Source organism: Streptomyces sp. NPDC031225 (assembly GCF_055570355.1).
In genome coordinates this window covers 41,631-57,893 of the sequence record NZ_JBVIHJ010000035.1, presented here as the reverse complement: position 1 = coordinate 57,893, position 16,263 = coordinate 41,631, and the positions used below count along the sequence as shown (strand labels likewise).

The following is a 16,263-nucleotide window of genomic DNA, read 5'->3' as shown; positions in this document are numbered from 1 at the left end:
CTGATGGGGCCTCAACTTGCCGCGGCCGCCGTGAGCTTGGCGATCCGGGCCGTGTCGCAGGTGCGCGGGCACGTGGCGCAGGTGTCGTCCGGGTCCAGTGTGTAGTACATGCAGCAGCTCACCCGGTCCCGGGTGGACAGGGGTGTGCCGTCCGGGCCGCCCAGTGCGCGGAAGCCGGGCGAGCCCACGTACGGCTTGGCCGTCCCGGGCGTCGCGGGCAGGAGGAGGTCCAGGGCGTGCTCGGCCCGGCGCTTCTCGTGCTCACCGAAAAGTCCGGCGACGTACCAGATGCCCTCGACCATCTCGTCGGTCACCATGCCCCACAGTGCCCTGCCGCGGCGGCGCATCCGCGGGCCGAACGCCGCGAGGAGCGGCTCCATGTGTGCGGCGGTCGCCTCCCTCAGTTCGGCGCGCAGGGCCTCCTCGTCACGGACCGTGTAGGCGCCGGGAAGGGCGGCCGCCGGGTCGTCCGGGAGGCAGGCGAACGGGCCCGGGTGGACCGCGAGGGTCATCGGTCCCCGGGTGCGGTCGTACGAGACGTGCGTCACGGGATACCGGGGGACCCTGCGGTGCAGGAACCACGGTGCCGTGAAGAGGAGGCAGGCCGGCCAGGCGTAGCGGTGCAGGCCGAAGCCTGCGGTCACGTCCGGGCGGGCCTGCTTGCCGTTGTCCCGGAGGATCTGCTCGTCGTCCCAGGCGAGGAAGGTGTCCAGGGCCTCGTCGCCCTCCGCGAGAGCTGCAGCGGTGACCCAGCCGTCGGTACTCGGCAGGGGGGTGTCCGCCGGTACCTCGGTGACCGTCAGTACCGGCAGGGCCTCGGTCACGCGCGCGTACGCGGCTGTGACGGCCGAACGGGGGGCGAGCAGCGGTACGGGCATGCGGGGCCACCGATTCGCAGTCGTCGTCGCGGGCGCGCGGCGCACCCTTCAGAGGTAAGGCTTACCTTACCGGAACTCATGGGGATTTGAACTGAGGCCTTCTGCGCCTAAGGTGCTTGACGGGTGAGTAACAACCCGCAGTAATGACCCCAAGTACCGACACGTCCGGAGGAGGACCCATGGATCAGGCTGTGGGAGCGGCTCGGGTGCCGCCGCAGCCGCGGGCCTCCGATGTGGCCCGGGCCCGGGCCGAGGCGGGATCCGGTGTCCGGGGCGAGCACACGCACAGCGAGGTGCCGATTCCGCGGCCCGTCGTGCAGCGGGCCTCCGTGCGGGGACAGATCCTCGACGCCCTGCGTACGGCGCTGGTGGCGGGGGAGTTGCGGCCCGGCGAGGTGTACTCGGCGCCCGCGCTGGGGGAGCGCTTCGGGGTCTCGGCGACTCCGGTGCGGGAGGCCATGCAGCAGCTCGCGTTGGAGGGGGCCGTGGAGGTCGTCCCCAACCGCGGCTTCCGGGTGGTCGAGCGGGGAGCCCGTGAACTGGCCGAGCTGGCGGAGATACGGGCACTGATCGAAGTGCCGGTGATGTTGCGGCTGGCGCGGAGCGTGTCCGTCGAACGCTGGGCGGAACTGCGGCCGTTGGCGGAGGCCACGGTGCGGGCGGCGTCCTCCGGATGCCCCGCGACGTACGCCGAGTCCGACCGGGCGTTCCACCGGGCGCTGCTGCTGCCGTCGGGCAACGAACAGCTGGTCCGGCTCGCGGCGGACCTGCACCGGCGGTCGCAGTGGCCGCTGGTCGGCAGTCCCGTGTCACGGGGCCGGGCGGACCTGATCGCGGACGCGGCGCAACACACCGCGCTGCTGGACGCGTTGATCGCACGGGACCTGGACGTGGTGCGGGGCCTGGTGGGAGGCCACTTCACCAGCGCGTGATGCCTGCGGCGGGCTTGTGCGGCGGGTCGGTGCGGGTTCGGCCGTGCTGCGGGCCTCGCAGGTGTGGGACGGCCAGGCCAACGCTCTGCCGGGGTGAGGGCCGCGTGGTCGGCTCCACCGCCCTGGCGGTCACCCGCACACAGCTGGGGCCCTTCCGGCGGATCTTCGCGGCGTCACCATGCCCGGCAACCCCGCGGCGGGCTTGTGCGGCGAGTCGGCTCGGGCCCGGCCGGGGCGGGGGCCGCGTGATCGGCCCCACCGATCCGGAGGCCGCCCGCACGCACACCTGGGGAAAGCCGGATCTCCGCGCGGGTGATCGCGGGGTGTTCTCGATGGCCGATGCCTGGAACGCCCCCAGTGCCCTCCGACCAGGAGCAACCGTCCTGACTGCCGCCTGCCTCGCGGTGCCGTGTGCGCCCTTCTCGCCGTGCGGAGCGCAGAAGGCGCACATGGAGGACCAGTACGCGGGCCGCGCCCGGCACGTCGAGAGCGCACACCTGCCGCCGGCGCGAGGGACCACCTCCGGGCGGGCGGCGCGAAAAGTGACGGCAGGACCTGGGGGACCGTCAGTTCACGCGCTGGCCGCCGGCGGGGCCAGCTGGCGTGCCAGCCAGGTGGGTACACCGCCGAGCAGCCGGTGCAACCGCCTCGCCTCCTCGCGCAGCCGGGACGCCTCCGGCTCCACCTCGGCGTCCGCCAGGGAGGCGAGCGCCGGTGCCGTTCCCACCAGGTATCCCAACTCCTCCCGGATCCGCAGTGATTCGGCGAATCCGTGTCGCGCCTCCGCCAACTCCCCGTCCCGCAGGGCCAGTCCGGCGAGATGGCGCCAGGTGAAGGAGAGCAGCAGGGGGTCGGAGTGGGCCGTGGCGCCCGCGTGGGCGCGGCGGTAGGCCGCGCGGGCCGACTGGGGCGAGTGGGCCAGGTTCTCGGCCAGCAGACCCCGGCGGAAGTCCAGCAGCGCCCTGTCCTCGGCCCCCGGGGGGATCAGCGCCGCCGCCCGGCCCAGTGCCGCTCTCGCCTCGTCGGCGCGGTCACGGACGCCGTGGAGTGTCGCCGCGTACGCAAGGTGCCCCCGTTCACAAGCGGCGGCCCCCCGTTCGTCGTCGCTGTGGGCGAGGGCCTCGGCGGTGCGCAGCGCGTCCTCCGCCTCCGGCCAGCCCTGCTCGGTGTACAGACAGCGCTCCACCAGCAACGCGGTCCGCTGCAGGGCCGCCGCCGCGGTGACCGGCTGGAGCAGGGCGGCCGCGTCGGCCCAGCAGGCCCGGGAACGCAGCCGCCATACCGCGGTCTGGAGTGGATCGTCGCCGGCGGTCGTTCCGTTACCAGACATGGCGGTATCCGCCACATTGCCCTCCCCGAGCGCGCCATCGAGCTTTGAGTGGTGGCGGCATCTCAGCACGAAACGCGGGGCCCGGCCAAGGGGGTGGGTGAAGGAATTCACAAAGTCGTGGGCGTCGGAGGGCCCGCGGCCGTCAGCTCATCCGCAGTGCCAGGAAGAAATCCAGCTTGTCCTCAAGGCGGGAGAGATCACGGCTCGTCAACTGCTCGATGCGGCCGACGCGGTAGCGCAGCGTGTTGACGTGCAGGTGGAGTCGGGTGGCGCAGCGCGTCCAGGAGCCGTCGCAGTCGAGGAAGGCCTCCAGGGTGGGGATCAGCTCGGCCCGGTGGCGGCGGTCGTAGTCGCGCAGGGGGTCCAGGAGACGGGCCGTGAAGGCCCGGCGGACGTCGTCGGGCACGAACGGCAGCAGCAGGACGTGCGACGCCAGTTCCTGGTGGCCGGCCGCGCAGACCCCGCCCGGGCGGGCCGCCGCCACCCTGCGGGCGTGACGGGCCTCCTCCAGGGCGCCTCTGAGACCCTCCGCGGAGTGGACCGTCGCGCTGACTCCCAGGGTGACCCGGCCGTCGCCGTCCAGACCCGCGGAGAGCGGGTCCCGGACCGATTCCAGGAGGGCCTCGGCCAGGATGCCGGCCTCCGAGCCGTCGTGCTCGGCCGAGACCGCGGGGAGGGGCACCAGGGCGATCGCCTCGCCGCCGGTGTGGGCCACGGCGATGCGGTCGGAGGGTTCGGGGCCGGTCGCGAGGGGGTCCACCAGGATCTCCTCCAGGAGCGACTGGGCCACCGGTCCGCCGTCCGGTCCGTCGTCCGGTCCGCCGTCCTGCCATTCGACCTTCGCCACGACCACCTGCCAGTGCGGGGCCGCTCCGAGGCCGGGAAGGAGGACCGGGGCCGCCACCCGGAGGCGGGCGGCGATCTCGGCGGGGGCGGCTCCTGCCTGGACGAGTTCCAGGACCTCCTGCGCCAGCCGGCGCCGGACCGTGCGGGCCGCGTCCCTTCGGTCGCGCTCCACCGCGATCAGCTGGGTGACGCCCTGGAGGAGGTCCAGGCGTCCCTCCGGCCAGTCACCGGCGTCCGCCTCGACCGCCAGCAGCCAGTCCGAGAGCACGGTCTCGCGCACGTCCCGGGAGGCACCCGTGGAGCGGCCGGAGGGGCGGACCGGGAAGAGGGAGTACGTCGACGATCCGAGCGTGACCCGGTGGGGGCCGCGGCGGCCGGTGCGGGCGGCTGCCAGGTGTTCCGCCGCGAGCTTCGCGCACAGGTCGGCCGGCAGACCCGGACCCGCCACCTTCGGGCCCGCGATCAGACGCCCGGTGGGGGACAGGACCCAGGCGCGCAGGTCCAGGTCCGAGCCCAGGAGGTCCAGGACCACGTCGGGGCCGCCGCCCGCAGGGCCCGAGGTCATCATGCGGCGATGCCGGTCCACCACGGCCGCCAGGTCGCCCGCGCGCTCGCCCGAGACCTGCCGTACGACATGCTCGGTGATCGTCGCGAACGCCACCGACTCGTGCACCGCGAAGAGCGGGAGCCGGTGGCGGGTGCAGGCGGCGACCAGGTCGTCCGGGATGTTGCCCAGTTCCGCCTCGCCGGCCGCCAGCGCGACCACTCCGGCCTGTACGAGCAGTCGGACGAAAGGCTCCGAGTCGGCGGCGTCACGGCGCCAGGCGAGGCCCGTCAGGACCAGCTCCCCGCCGGCGAGGTAGCGGCTCGGGTCGCGCAGGTCCGTGGTCATCACACCGCGTACGGTGCGGTCCAGCTCGTCCTCGCCGCCGAGCAGCCGCAGGCCCAGCGCGTCGGTGTCCAGCAGTGCGCGCAGCCGCATTCTCGTCGCCGCCGTTCTCTGTCTCGAAATCTACGATGGGGAGGGGGACCGGTGGGGTGGGGAGCGGCTTCTGCCGCCTTCGGACTGTGTCCCAGGTCACGTGGGCTGTGCCGGACGTTTCCCAAGGAAAACATGGAGGTTACCGAAGCCCTCCGTTCATATGAATCTACAAGATGAGGGCCGCGACCAGCCAACTCCTTCATGGTTTCCGTGACTGACCCGGTCGGAGTACGACGCTGTGTACTGGCTTCACTCCACGTAAACAGCACATGAACGAGCCGAGGCCGCCGCACACGTTCTGGCTCGATCCGTACGATCACGAGACGTAGAAGAGAGCCGATCATGGACTTCCTTCGCCCCGCCAGCTGGGAGGAGGCGCTCGCCGCCAAGGCCGAGCACCCCACCGCTGTGCCCATCGCGGGCGGCACCGACGTGATGGTCGAGATCAACTTCGACCACCGGCGGCCCGAGTACCTGCTCGACCTGAACCGCGTCACCGACCTCACCGAGTGGGAGGTCGGCGAGGACTCCGTGCGGCTCGGCGCCTCCGTGCCGTACACCCACATCATGGAGAACCTGCGCGGTGAGCTGCCGGGCCTGGCCCTCGCCTCGCACACCGTGGCCTCCCCGCAGATCCGCAACCGCGGCGGCGTCGGCGGCAACCTCGGCACCGCCTCCCCGGCCGGCGACGCCCACCCCGCTCTGCTCGCGGCGGGCGCCGAGGTCGAGGTGGAGTCGGTGCGGGGATCGCGTCTCATCCCCATCGACGCGTTCTACACCGGCGTGAAGCGCAACGCGCTGGCCGCCGACGAGCTCATCCGGGCCGTTCACGTGAAGAAGGCGGACGGGCCCCAGCAGTACTCCAAGGTCGGCACCCGCAACGCGATGGTGATCGCCGTGTGCGCCTTCGGGCTCGCGCTGCACCCGCGGACGCGGACCGTACGGACCGGGATCGGTTCCGCCGCTCCCACCCCCGTCCGGGCCAAGGCCGCCGAGGAGTTCCTGAACGCCGCTCTGGAGGAGGGCGGGTTCTGGGACAACGGCAGGATCATCACCCCGTCGGTCGCCAAGCAGTTCGCGGACCTGTGCGCCGCCTCCTGCAACCCGATCGACGACGTCCGGGGCACGGCGAGCTACCGCCGCCACGCGGTCGGCATCATGGCCCGCCGCACGCTGACCTGGACCTGGGAGTCGTACCGCGGCACCGCCGCCCGTTCGGAGGGAGTCGCCTGATGCGCGTCAATTTCACGGTCAACGGACGTCCGCAGGAAGCGGACGACGTGTGGGAGGGCGAGTCCCTGCTGTATGTGCTGCGGGAGCGGCTCGGGCTGCCGGGGTCCAAGAACGCCTGCGAGCAGGGCGAGTGCGGGTCGTGCACGGTCCGGCTCGACGGGGTCCCGGTGTGTTCGTGTCTGGTCGCTGCGGGGCAGGTCGAGGGCCGTGAGGTCGTGACCGTCGAAGGACTCGCCGACCACGCGAAACAGCGGTCCTGCACAAGCGGCGCCCACGGTACGTCCGGGCAGTCCGGGCAGGACTCCCAGGCCGGAGAGGGCACCGAACTCGCCCCGATCCAGCAGGCGTTCATCGACGCCGGTGCCGTCCAGTGCGGCTTCTGCACGCCGGGGCTGCTGGTCGCCGCCGACGAGATGCTGGAGCGCACCCCGAACCCGAGCGACGCGGACATCCGCGAGGCGCTGTCGGGCAACCTGTGCCGCTGCACGGGCTACGAGAAGATCATGGACGCGGTCCGCCTCGCGGCCGCCCGGCAATCCCAGGAGGTCTGACCGTGGCTGCCAACGGCGCTCCCAGCAAGATCACCCAGGGTTCGAAGACCAAGGGCGGCATCGGCGAGTCCACGCTCCGTCCGGACGGCACCCTCAAGGTCACCGGCGAGTTCGCGTACTCGTCCGACATGTGGCACGAGGACATGCTCTGGGGGCAGATCCTCCGCTCGACCGTCGCGCACGCCGAGATCGTGTCGATCGACACGAGTGAGGCCCTCGCCCTGCCCGGCGTGTACGCCGTCATGACCTACGACGACCTGCCGACCGAGGTGAAGAACTACGGTCTGGAGATCCAGGACACCCCGGTCCTCGCCCACGGCAGGGTCCGCCACCACGGTGAGCCGGTCGCCATCGTCGCCGCCGACCACCCGGAGACGGCCCGCCGCGCGGCCGCCAAGATCAAGGTCGAGTACCGCGAGCTGCCCGTCATCACCGACGAGGCCTCCGCGACCGCGCCGGACGCGATCCTGATCCACGAGGGACGCGACGACCACCACGTCGGCCACGTCGCCCACCCGAACATCGTGCACCGCCAGCCGATCGTCCGCGGCGACGCCCAGGAGGCCGCCGGACGCGCCGACTTCGTCGTCCGGGGCGAGTACACCTTCGGCATGCAGGACCAGGCGTTCCTCGGCCCCGAGTCGGGTCTCGCCGTACCGGACGAGGACGGCGGCGTCCACCTCTACATCGCCACCCAGTGGCTGCACAGCGACCTGCGGCAGATCGCACCCGTCCTCGGCCTGCCCGAGCGCAAGGTCCGCATGACGCTGTCCGGCGTGGGCGGGGCCTTCGGCGGCCGCGAGGACCTGTCGATGCAGATCCACGCCTGTCTGCTCGCACTGCGCACCGGCAAGCCCGTCAAGATCGTCTACAACCGGTTCGAGTCCTTCTTCGGGCACGTCCACCGGCACCCGGCCAAGCTCACCTACGAGCACGGGGCCACGCGCGAGGGCAAGTTGACCCACGTCAAGTGCCGGATCGTCCTCGACGGCGGCGCGTACGCCTCGGCCTCCCCGGCGGTCGTCGGCAACGCCGCCTCGCTGTCGATCGGCCCCTACGTGGTCGACGACGTCGACATCGAGGCCATCGCCCTCTACACCAACAACCCGCCCTGCGGCGCGATGCGCGGCTTCGGCGCGGTCCAGGCGTGCTTCGCCTACGAGGCGCAGATGGACAAGCTCGCCGACGCGGTGGGCATCGACCGGGTCGAGTTCCGGCAGCTGAACGCCATGGAGCAGGGCACGATCATGCCGACCGGCCAGCCGGTGGACTCGCCCGCCCCCGTCGCCGAACTCCTGCGCCGCGTCAAGGCGATGCCGCTTCCCCCGGAGCAGCAGTGGCTCGCGGCCGGCGAGGCGGCCGACGTACGGCAGCTGCCGGGCGGTCTGTCCAACACCACCCACGGCGAAGGCGTCGTACGCGGTGTCGGCTACGCGGTCGGCATCAAGAACGTCGGCTTCTCCGAGGGGTTCGACGACTACTCCACCGCGCGCGTCCGCATGGAGGTGATCGCGGGCGAGCCCGTCGCCACCGTGCACACCGCCATGGCGGAGGTCGGGCAGGGCGGAGTCACCGTCCACGCGCAGATCGCCCGCACCGAGCTCGGTGTCACCCAGGTGACCATCCAGCCGGCCGACACCCAGGTCGGCTCGGCGGGTTCGACCTCGGCCTCGCGTCAGACGTACGTCACCGGCGGCGCCGTCAAGAACTCCTGCGAGCTCGTCCGGGAGAAGGTGCTGGAGCTGGGGCGCCGCAAGTTCGGCTCCTACCACCCGGCCTGGGCCACCGCCGAGCTGCTCCTGGAGGGCGGCAAGGTCGTCACCGACGGCGGTGAGGTCCTCGCGGACCTGGTCGACGTACTGGAGGAGGAGTCCGTGGAGGTCGAGGCCGAGTGGCGGCACCGGCCCACCGAGGCCTTCGACCTGCGCACCGGGCAGGGCTTCGGACACGTCCAGTACTCCTTCGCCGCGCACCGCGCCGTCGTCGAGGTCGACACCGAGCTCGGCCTGGTCAAGGTCATCGAACTGGCCTGCGCACAGGACGTCGGCAAGGCGCTCAACCCGCTGTCCGTCGTGGGCCAGATCCAGGGCGGCACCATCCAGGGCCTGGGGGTGGCGGTGATGGAGGAGATCATCGTCGACCCCGTGACGGCCAAGGTCAGGAACCCGTCCTTCACGGACTACCTGATCCCCACCATCCTCGACACGCCGACCATCCCCGTCGACGTGCTCGAACTCGCCGACGACCACGCGCCGTACGGACTGCGTGGCGTCGGCGAGGCACCCACCCTGTCCTCGACCCCGGCCGTGCTCGCGGCGATCCGCAACGCGACGGGGCTGGAGCTCAACAGGACGCCGGTACGCCCGGAACACCTCACCGGCACGGCGTAGGTCCCTCCGGGCGGCGCGCGGGAACGTCACACCTCGCCGCGTCGCCCGGAGCAAGCAGATCGTTCGTCTCGGGCCGTCCCCCGGGTCGTGCGGCCGAAGCACCTTCCCAAATCCCGTGGCCGCCGAGGCGGTCGGTACGGGTGTCCCTGTGAACCTTGGGAGTAGGCCCACATGACCCAGCAGCAACTGGAGCCGGCGACCACCGCCGACGACGCGGGAGAAGGCACCCGCGTCCCGGCAGGCAGGTCCTGGCTCGACCGGTACTTCCACATATCCCGGCGAGGATCCACGGTCGCCCGCGAAGTGCGCGGCGGCGTCACCACCTTCATGGCGATGGCGTACATCCTCCTGCTCAACCCCCTGATCCTGTCCGGCAAGGACGCGGCGGGACACACGCTCGGACAGAACGCCCTCATCACCGCGACCGCGTTCGCGGCGGCCCTCACCACGCTGTTGATGGGCTTCCTCGGCAAGGTGCCGCTCGCGCTCGCCGCCGGACTCTCCGTCTCCGGAGTCCTGTCCTCGCAGGTCGTCCCCGTGATGACCTGGCCGCAGGCGATGGGCATGTGCGTGATGTACGGCGTGGTCATCATGCTGCTGGTCGTCACCGGCCTGCGTGAGATGATCATGAACGCGATCCCGCTGGCCCTCAAGCACGCGATCACGATGGGCATCGGCCTCTTCGTCGCCCTGATCGGCTTCTACAAGGCCGGCTTCGTCCACCAGGGCAAGGCGACCCCGGTGACCCTCGGCCCGACGGGTGAACTCGCGGGCTGGCCCGTCCTGTTGTTCGCCGTCACCCTCCTCGCGATCTTCATGCTCCAGGCGCGCGGAGTGCCCGGGGCGATCCTGATCGGCATCGTCGGCGGGACCGTACTCGCCGTCGCGCTCAACGCGGCCGGTGCCATCGCACCCGGACAGTGGGCGAGCGGCGCCCCCGAACTGCACGGCAGCGCGGTGTCGACACCCGACTTCTCGATCTTCGGGCATGTCGAGTTCGGCGGCTGGGGCGAGGTCGGCGCGATGACGGTCGGCATGATCGTGTTCACGCTGGTGCTCGCCGGGTTCTTCGACGCGATGGCCACCATCATCGGCGTCGGCACCGAGGCGAAACTGGCCGACGACCAGGGCCGGATGCCGGGCCTGTCCAAGGCGCTGTTCATCGACGGCGCGGGCGGCGCGATCGGCGGCGTGGCCGGTGCCTCCGGCCAGACCGTGTTCGTCGAGTCGGCGACGGGCGTGGGCGAGGGAGCCCGTACGGGACTGTCCTCCGTGGTCACCGGCCTGTTCTTCGCGGCCTGTCTCTTCTTCACCCCGCTCACGGCGATCGTGCCGGGCGAGGTCGCGGCCGCGGCCCTGGTGGTGATCGGCGCCATGATGATGATGAACGCCCGCCACGTCGACTGGGCCGACCGCGCCACCGCGATCCCCGTCTTCCTCACCGTCGTGATCATGCCGTTCACCTACTCGATCACCGCGGGCGTCGCCGCCGGAGTGATCTCGTACGTCGCCATCAAGGCCGCCCAGGGCAAGGCGCGGGAGATCGGGGCGTTCATGTGGGGTCTCACGCTGATCTTCCTCCTCTACTACGCCCTCAACCCCGTCGAGAGCTGGCTGGGCGTCCACTAGCCGACCCCACCCGAATCCCCCGTACGCAACCGCCGTCAAGGAGACCGAGATGCTGGACATCGCCGAAGAACTGCACCGGTGGGTCGAGCAGGGACGTGACTTCGCCGTGGCCACCGTCGTGGCCGTCGGCGGCAGCGCGCCCCGCCGGCCGGGCGCCGCCCTCGCGGTGGACGCCGACGGCACGGCGATCGGCTCGGTCTCCGGCGGTTGCGTCGAGGGCGCGGTGTACGAGCTGTGCCTGCAGGCACTGCAGGACGGTGAACCGGTCCTCGAACGCTTCGGCTACAGCGACGAGGACGCCTTCGCCGTCGGCCTGACCTGCGGCGGTGTCATCGACATCCTCGTCACCCCGGTCCGGGCGGGCGACCTCGTCCGCACGGTGGTCACGGCCGCGCTGGAAGCCGCCGCCCGCGGGGAGGCGGCGGCCCTGGCACGGGTCGTCTCCGGCCCGCGGGGGATCGTCGGACGCGCTCTCGTCGTACGGCCCGACGGTTCGTACGACGGCGGCTTCGGCGCCCATCCCGAACTGGACCGCACGGTCGCCGCCGAGGCCGGCGCCCTCCTCGACGCGGGCCGCACCGGCACCCTGGAGATCGGCGAACAGGGCTCACGCTGCGGAGCCCCGCTCACCGTGCTCGTCGAGTCCTCCGTCCCACCGCCCCGCATGATCGTCTTCGGCGCGATCGACTTCGCCTCGGCACTGGTCCGGATCGGGAAGTTCCTCGGCTACCGGGTGACCCTGTGCGACGCGCGCCCCGTCTTCGCGACGACGGCACGCTTCCCCGAGGCCGACGAGATCGTCGTCGAGTGGCCGCACACGTACCTGGAACGCACGCAGGTCGACGCCCGGACCGTCCTGTGCGTCCTCACCCACGACGCCAAGTTCGACGTACCCCTGCTGCGACTGGCCCTCAGACTCCCCGTCGCCTACGTCGGTGCCATGGGCTCCCGCCGCACCCACCTCGACCGCAACGAGCGGCTGCGTGAAGTCGGTGTGACGGAGCTGGAGCTGGCCCGGCTGCGGTCACCCATCGGCCTTGACCTGGGCGCCCGTACGCCCGAGGAGACGGCCCTGTCCATCGCCGCGGAGATCGTCGCCGCCCGGCGGGGCGGCAGCGGCGTCCCGCTCACCGGGGCGCACACCCCGATCCATCACGACGGGGTGTCGGAACCCGTCCGGCGGATCGGCTCGGTGGCCTGAGCGGTCACCGGGGGCTGGTCCGGCCACGAGAACGCGTAACCCGGGTCGCCGCCCCGGCTCAGCCCGACGAAGCGGAGCAGTTCACGCACGATGCCCGCGTTGCCCTGCGCCCAGCCGGTGTTCGGTTCGAGGTCGCTCGGGGTGGCCCGGTGCTCGACGTTGGACCAGCGGGCGCCGTCACCGTCCCGGACTGCGCGGGCGGCGAGGTCGGTGACCAGGACCCGCGCGAAGTCGTGCGCCTGCCGCCCTTCGGCGATGCGGTCGCAGGCCAGGGCCAGCACACTCGCCGTGCCGCAGCAGCGGCCGTTGTTGTCCCAGAACCCGGGGCGCAGGCGCTGTGGGATCCCGGAGCCGATGAGCGTGTGCCAGCAGCGGTCGGCGAGGGCGGCCCAGGCCGGGTCGCCGTGGGTGTCGCGCAGCAGCCGGAAGAGCTGGGCGTCGCCGGCCGGGCCGTGGCACCAGCCGTAGCTGATCGGCTCGACCACGTCGGGACGGAACTGCGGGGTGGAGTGCGGGACCAGGAACCCGTCCGGCCCGCCCTCGTCCCGGGCCACGACGTCCGCGACCCCGGCCAGCGCGCTCTCGACCAGGTCGGCGCGGCCGGCGGTGTGGCCGATCCGTGCCAGCGCGTAGGCGATACCGAGGGTGCCGTGGGACATGTGGTGGAGGCGGGCGTCGACATCCGGGCGGTGCGGCCAGGTGACGCCCGCGGAAGTCTTCTCCGCCGTCCGCAGATAGGGCTCCACCGCGAGGACGGCGAACTCGGTGTCACCGGCCGCCAGGGCGGCCAGGCCGATCCCGCCGTTGCCGCCCATCAGCTCGAACAACTCACCCCAGCGCTCCCCGTCGAAGTGCGAACGGACGAGTGCCAGTGCACGGTCGGCCGCCATGCGGAAGGTGGAATCGCCGAACTCGTCGTCGAGGACCCGCAGCGTGAAGGCCAGGCCGGTGCGGCCGAAGTACAGGGAGTCGTCCTCGCATTCGTCGACCGCGGCCGTCAGGCCGAGGCCCGCCCGGAAAGCCAGGTCGGCGTACGCGTCGTCGTCGAAGTGCCGCCATGCCTCCAGCAGGACGGGGATGATCCCCGCCGTGCCGCTGTAGAGGGTCGGGTCGAGTGCGCGGTCCGAGCGGGTGGCCGGCCAGCCGAGCCCGTCGCCCGCTGTCTCCCGTGCGGCGTCCCTCAGCCACCGCAGCCCGTCCACCGCGAGCTGCTCGACCTCGTCCACCTGCGTCGTCGTACCGTCAACTGCCGTCATGGCGCCTACTGTTGCACGCCGCTCACGCCCCTCGCAGCAGCCGGTTCAGCGCCTGGCCGAACACCGACCGGGCCGTCGCCCGCTGGACCGGGTTGAACAGACCGGGCAGGAAGCGGACGCCGATTTCCTCGCGCCAGACCACCCGGGCCCGGCCGCCGGGACCGGGATGCACCTCCAGTTCGGCCCAGCCCCGCACCACCCGGCCCCGCTTCTCCAGCCGGCACAGGCCGGAGACGCCCTCCGCCGGAGGACGCCAGACCGTGACCTCCATGGGGTCGTCGAAGGCGAACGGGCCGATCCCCGACCGGGCGACGACGAGCGTGCCCTCGGCCGTCGGTCCGGGCGGCACGACGGTGACGCGCGTCAGGGGGACGACCTCGCCGTGGCGGGGCCACTCCGTGAGGCGGCGCCAGGCCTCGTCCTGGGAGAGCGGGGCCGTGCGTTCGAGGAGGAAGGTGACCACGGGCCGATCTTAGGGAATCCGGCCTGTTCAGCGGGGATTTCATAGGGGTCTCACATACATGGCGCAGGCGCACATGGGCGGAGCGACGTACCTCGGTCGACCGCGCTCTTGGGGGCAGGAGCGGCGGCTCGCCCCTTCATGACGTCTTCCGCACCCGCTCACCCGTACGGCACGATGAGCGCCACCGCATCGCCGGCCGCAGGGGGACGTCTCGTGGACAGCGAACCGCACGGCACACTCGACGCGTTGCAGAGCGACCCTTACCCGCACTACGCACGGGCCCGGGACACCGACGGCCTGACACACATCGCCGAGCTCGACGCCTGGCTGGTCGCCCGGGACGCCGACGTACGCGAAGTGCTGCGCCGCCCCGAGGACTTCTCGTCGGCGAACGCCCTCGTGCCCGACGTGCTGCCGGCACCGGCCGCACTGGCCGTCCTCGGCGGCGGGTTCGGCGGACGACCGGTCGTCGTCACCGCCGACGGCGACCTGCACCAGCGGCTGCGCGCGCCGATCGTGCGCGGACTCTCGCCGTCGCGGGTCGCCGCCGTCCTGCCCTACGCCGCCGAGCGCGCCGCCGCCCTCGTCGACGGGTTCGTGAAGGACGGCCGGGTCGAGCTGATGTCGGCGTACGCCCGGAAACTGCCCGGCGACGTCATCGGACGGATCGTCGGCCTCGACCCCGCCGACGTCCCGGCCGTCGTGCACGGCGGGCACCGTGCCGAGGAACTGCTGTTCCGTCCGCTGGAGGAGGACGAGCAGATCGCCGCCGCCGAGGACGTGGTGGCCATGCAGCACATCCTCGACCGGTGCGCGCGCGAGCGGCACGCCGAGCCGCGCGAAGACCTGTGCACGGAGCTCGTCGCCTCCCTCACGGCACCGGGCGAACTCACCCTCGACCACCGGCACGAACTCGTCGCCCACCTGCAGAACCTGCTGATCGCCGGGCACTTGACCACCACCGCGCTCATCGGCACGACCGTCCTGCACCTGCTCCGGCACCCGGACCAGTGGCAACTGCTGTGCGCCGAGCCGGAGCTGATCCCCGCCGCCGTCGAGGAAGCCGCCCGCCACGACAGCGCACTGCAGGGCTTCCGCCGCGTCACCACCCGCCCCGTCACCCTGGCCGGCACCGAACTGCCCGCCGGGCAAACGGTGTTCGTGGCCTTCGGCGGCGCCAACCGGGACGCGGCCCGGCATCCGCGTCCCGACGCGTTCGACATCACCCGCCCGCCCGGCCGCCACCTCGCCTTCGGTCTCGGCGCGCACAGCTGCCCCGGCTCGCAACTGGCCCGTGAACAACTCCGGATCACGCTCCGGGAACTGACCGTCCGGCTGCCGGGGCTCCGGCTCGCCGACGGACCGCCCGCCGTCATGCGGCCGACGATGATCCACCGCTCGCCGTACCGCCTCGACCTGACCTGGTAGGACGCGTTCGCGCCGCATGGACCGGCCCAGCGCGGTTACCCGTGGTGGGGAAGAAGTGCACGCGAGAGCCGGGAGGTGGCCCATGACGCGCCTGCGTACGGTGCTGTTCGACCGTGACAGCATCCTCGCCGAAGACGCCGTCGACCCGGACCGAGTGCGTCCGGTGCCCGGTGCGCGGGAGGCACTGGGCATGCTCCGGATGCACGACGTCCGCACCGGCTTCGTCGCCCTGCAGCCCGGCATCAGGCACGGACTGCTCAGCGACGCCGACGTCCGGGCGGTCAACCACCGCGTCGACGAACTCCTCGGCCCCTTCGACATCTGGGGGGTCTGCCCGCACGGCCCCGACGACGGCTGCCACTGCCGTCCGCCGGAACCGGGGCTGATCCTCTGGGCGGCGGGCCGTGTGTGCACCGCGCCGGCCGAGTGCGCGGTCGTCGGCACCGCCGCGGACGCCGAGGCCGCGGCCCGGGTGGGCGCTCACGGGATCCTCGTACCCGACGAGCGGACCCGGCCGCAGGAGACGGCACGGGCCGCGCATGTGGCGCCGGACGTCCTGACCGCCGTACGCGGCCTGCTCACCGGACCCCCGAAGGGACGGGTCCTCGTGGACGAGCGGCCCATCGAGTCGGCCTTCGACAACGGCGAGGGCTGACGGCCGGCCGGTGGATCAGCCTTCCGTCCACCGGCACACCAGCCGGAACGACGCGAACAGGGTCAGCGGCCAGACCGCCGAGAAGGCCCAGATCACCGCGGGACGTGAGGTGACGATCCCGATCACCAGCAAGGTGACCGACACCGTGAGCAGGAAGCCCACGGTCAGGATGTGCGGCCGGTAGTGCGTGATCCGGGACAGGTCGGGCCGTCGGCGCAGACGCAGGGTGCGCAGCCGTCGGTCCAGACGGCGGTCGCGGCGAAGGGCGCGTTCCACCTCGTCGAGAATGCGCTGCTCGTGATCGGGGAGTCGCCCTGTGGCCACTGTCGCTCCTCGCGGATCCGGAGAGTCCTTCTCCGGGTGCCCGCACAGGAGAGCGTCAACCGTGCGGTGCGTCACCATGGATCACCACATGTCCTCCCTGTTCGGACTTGTGCCCGAAGTCCACGCGTACGGCGGGTGGTTGCGGCGCGGGAAGGCCGCGGTGCC

14 protein-coding genes are annotated in these 16,263 nt (G+C 72.2%); 8 read left to right on the top strand and 6 right to left on the bottom strand.

Features of this window, described 5'->3' with window-relative positions:
- Window positions 1-11 precede the first annotated feature (11 nt).
- Complete coding sequence (locus ACZ48Z_RS40705; RefSeq protein WP_468740965.1) at window positions 12-878, bottom strand: (2Fe-2S)-binding protein; 867 nt, start codon at window positions 876-878, stop codon at window positions 12-14.
- Between the two features lie 143 nt (window positions 879-1,021).
- Between ACZ48Z_RS40705 and ACZ48Z_RS40700 the strand changes: the two genes are divergently transcribed.
- Window positions 1,022-1,810 carry a GntR family transcriptional regulator gene (locus ACZ48Z_RS40700; RefSeq protein ID WP_468740964.1) on the top strand — a complete coding sequence of 263 codons (789 nt, stop codon included), beginning with the start codon at window positions 1,022-1,024 and terminating at the stop codon, window positions 1,808-1,810.
- Window positions 1,811-2,381: 571 nt separating this feature from the next.
- Here the strand turns inward: ACZ48Z_RS40700 and ACZ48Z_RS40695 are convergent.
- Both ACZ48Z_RS40695 and ACZ48Z_RS40690 read right to left on the bottom strand, forming a co-directional pair.
- Entirely contained in the window at window positions 2,382-3,155 is a 774-nt protein-coding gene (locus ACZ48Z_RS40695; RefSeq protein WP_468740963.1) for a hypothetical protein, read from the bottom strand.
- 127 nt (window positions 3,156-3,282) lie between these two features.
- Window positions 3,283-4,968: a PucR family transcriptional regulator gene (locus tag ACZ48Z_RS40690; RefSeq protein ID WP_468740962.1), complete on the bottom strand. Its 1,686-nt coding sequence runs from the start codon at window positions 4,966-4,968 to the stop codon at window positions 3,283-3,285.
- Window positions 4,969-5,310: 342 nt separating this feature from the next.
- Between ACZ48Z_RS40690 and ACZ48Z_RS40685 the strand changes: the two genes are divergently transcribed.
- From ACZ48Z_RS40685 to ACZ48Z_RS40665, 5 genes are all read left to right on the top strand, one after another.
- Entirely contained in the window at window positions 5,311-6,201 is an 891-nt protein-coding gene (locus tag ACZ48Z_RS40685) for an FAD binding domain-containing protein (protein WP_328751400.1), read from the top strand.
- Complete coding sequence (locus ACZ48Z_RS40680; protein WP_468740961.1) at window positions 6,201-6,752, top strand: (2Fe-2S)-binding protein; 552 nt, start codon at window positions 6,201-6,203, stop codon at window positions 6,750-6,752. Before ACZ48Z_RS40685 ends, ACZ48Z_RS40680 begins: the two co-directional genes overlap by 1 nt.
- Window positions 6,753-6,754: 2 nt before the next feature.
- A complete protein-coding gene (locus ACZ48Z_RS40675) occupies window positions 6,755-9,142 on the top strand; it encodes a xanthine dehydrogenase family protein molybdopterin-binding subunit (RefSeq protein ID WP_468740960.1) in 2,388 nt (795 codons plus the stop codon).
- A gap of 171 nt (window positions 9,143-9,313) precedes the next feature.
- On the top strand, window positions 9,314-10,771 hold the full coding sequence (locus ACZ48Z_RS40670) for an NCS2 family permease (RefSeq protein WP_468740959.1): 1,458 nt from the start codon (window positions 9,314-9,316) through the stop codon (window positions 10,769-10,771).
- A gap of 49 nt (window positions 10,772-10,820) precedes the next feature.
- Window positions 10,821-11,972 (top strand): XdhC family protein, encoded by a 1,152-nt coding sequence (locus tag ACZ48Z_RS40665; RefSeq protein ID WP_468740958.1) that lies wholly within the window; start codon window positions 10,821-10,823, stop codon window positions 11,970-11,972.
- Here ACZ48Z_RS40665 and ACZ48Z_RS40660 read toward each other — a convergent pair.
- Both ACZ48Z_RS40660 and ACZ48Z_RS40655 read right to left on the bottom strand, forming a co-directional pair.
- Window positions 11,924-13,228: a lanthionine synthetase LanC family protein gene (locus tag ACZ48Z_RS40660; RefSeq protein ID WP_468740957.1), complete on the bottom strand. Its 1,305-nt coding sequence runs from the start codon at window positions 13,226-13,228 to the stop codon at window positions 11,924-11,926. The two genes, ACZ48Z_RS40665 and ACZ48Z_RS40660, sit on opposite strands and share 49 nt — an antisense overlap.
- 22 nt (window positions 13,229-13,250) lie before the next feature.
- Window positions 13,251-13,691, bottom strand: a complete 441-nt coding sequence (locus ACZ48Z_RS40655) for an SRPBCC family protein (RefSeq protein ID WP_468740956.1) — start codon at window positions 13,689-13,691, stop codon at window positions 13,251-13,253.
- A gap of 213 nt (window positions 13,692-13,904) precedes the next feature.
- Between ACZ48Z_RS40655 and ACZ48Z_RS40650 the strand changes: the two genes are divergently transcribed.
- Window positions 13,905-15,119, top strand: a complete 1,215-nt coding sequence (locus tag ACZ48Z_RS40650; protein WP_468740955.1) for a cytochrome P450 — start codon at window positions 13,905-13,907, stop codon at window positions 15,117-15,119.
- An 82-nt stretch (window positions 15,120-15,201) separates the two neighbouring features.
- Window positions 15,202-15,774, top strand: a complete 573-nt coding sequence (locus ACZ48Z_RS40645) for an HAD-IIIA family hydrolase (protein ID WP_468740954.1) — start codon at window positions 15,202-15,204, stop codon at window positions 15,772-15,774.
- A 15-nt stretch (window positions 15,775-15,789) separates the two neighbouring features.
- Here the strand turns inward: ACZ48Z_RS40645 and ACZ48Z_RS40640 are convergent, their stop codons facing one another.
- Window positions 15,790-16,098: a DUF3040 domain-containing protein gene (locus tag ACZ48Z_RS40640; RefSeq protein WP_468740953.1), complete on the bottom strand. Its 309-nt coding sequence runs from the start codon at window positions 16,096-16,098 to the stop codon at window positions 15,790-15,792.
- Between the last annotated feature and the right edge of the window lie 165 nt (window positions 16,099-16,263).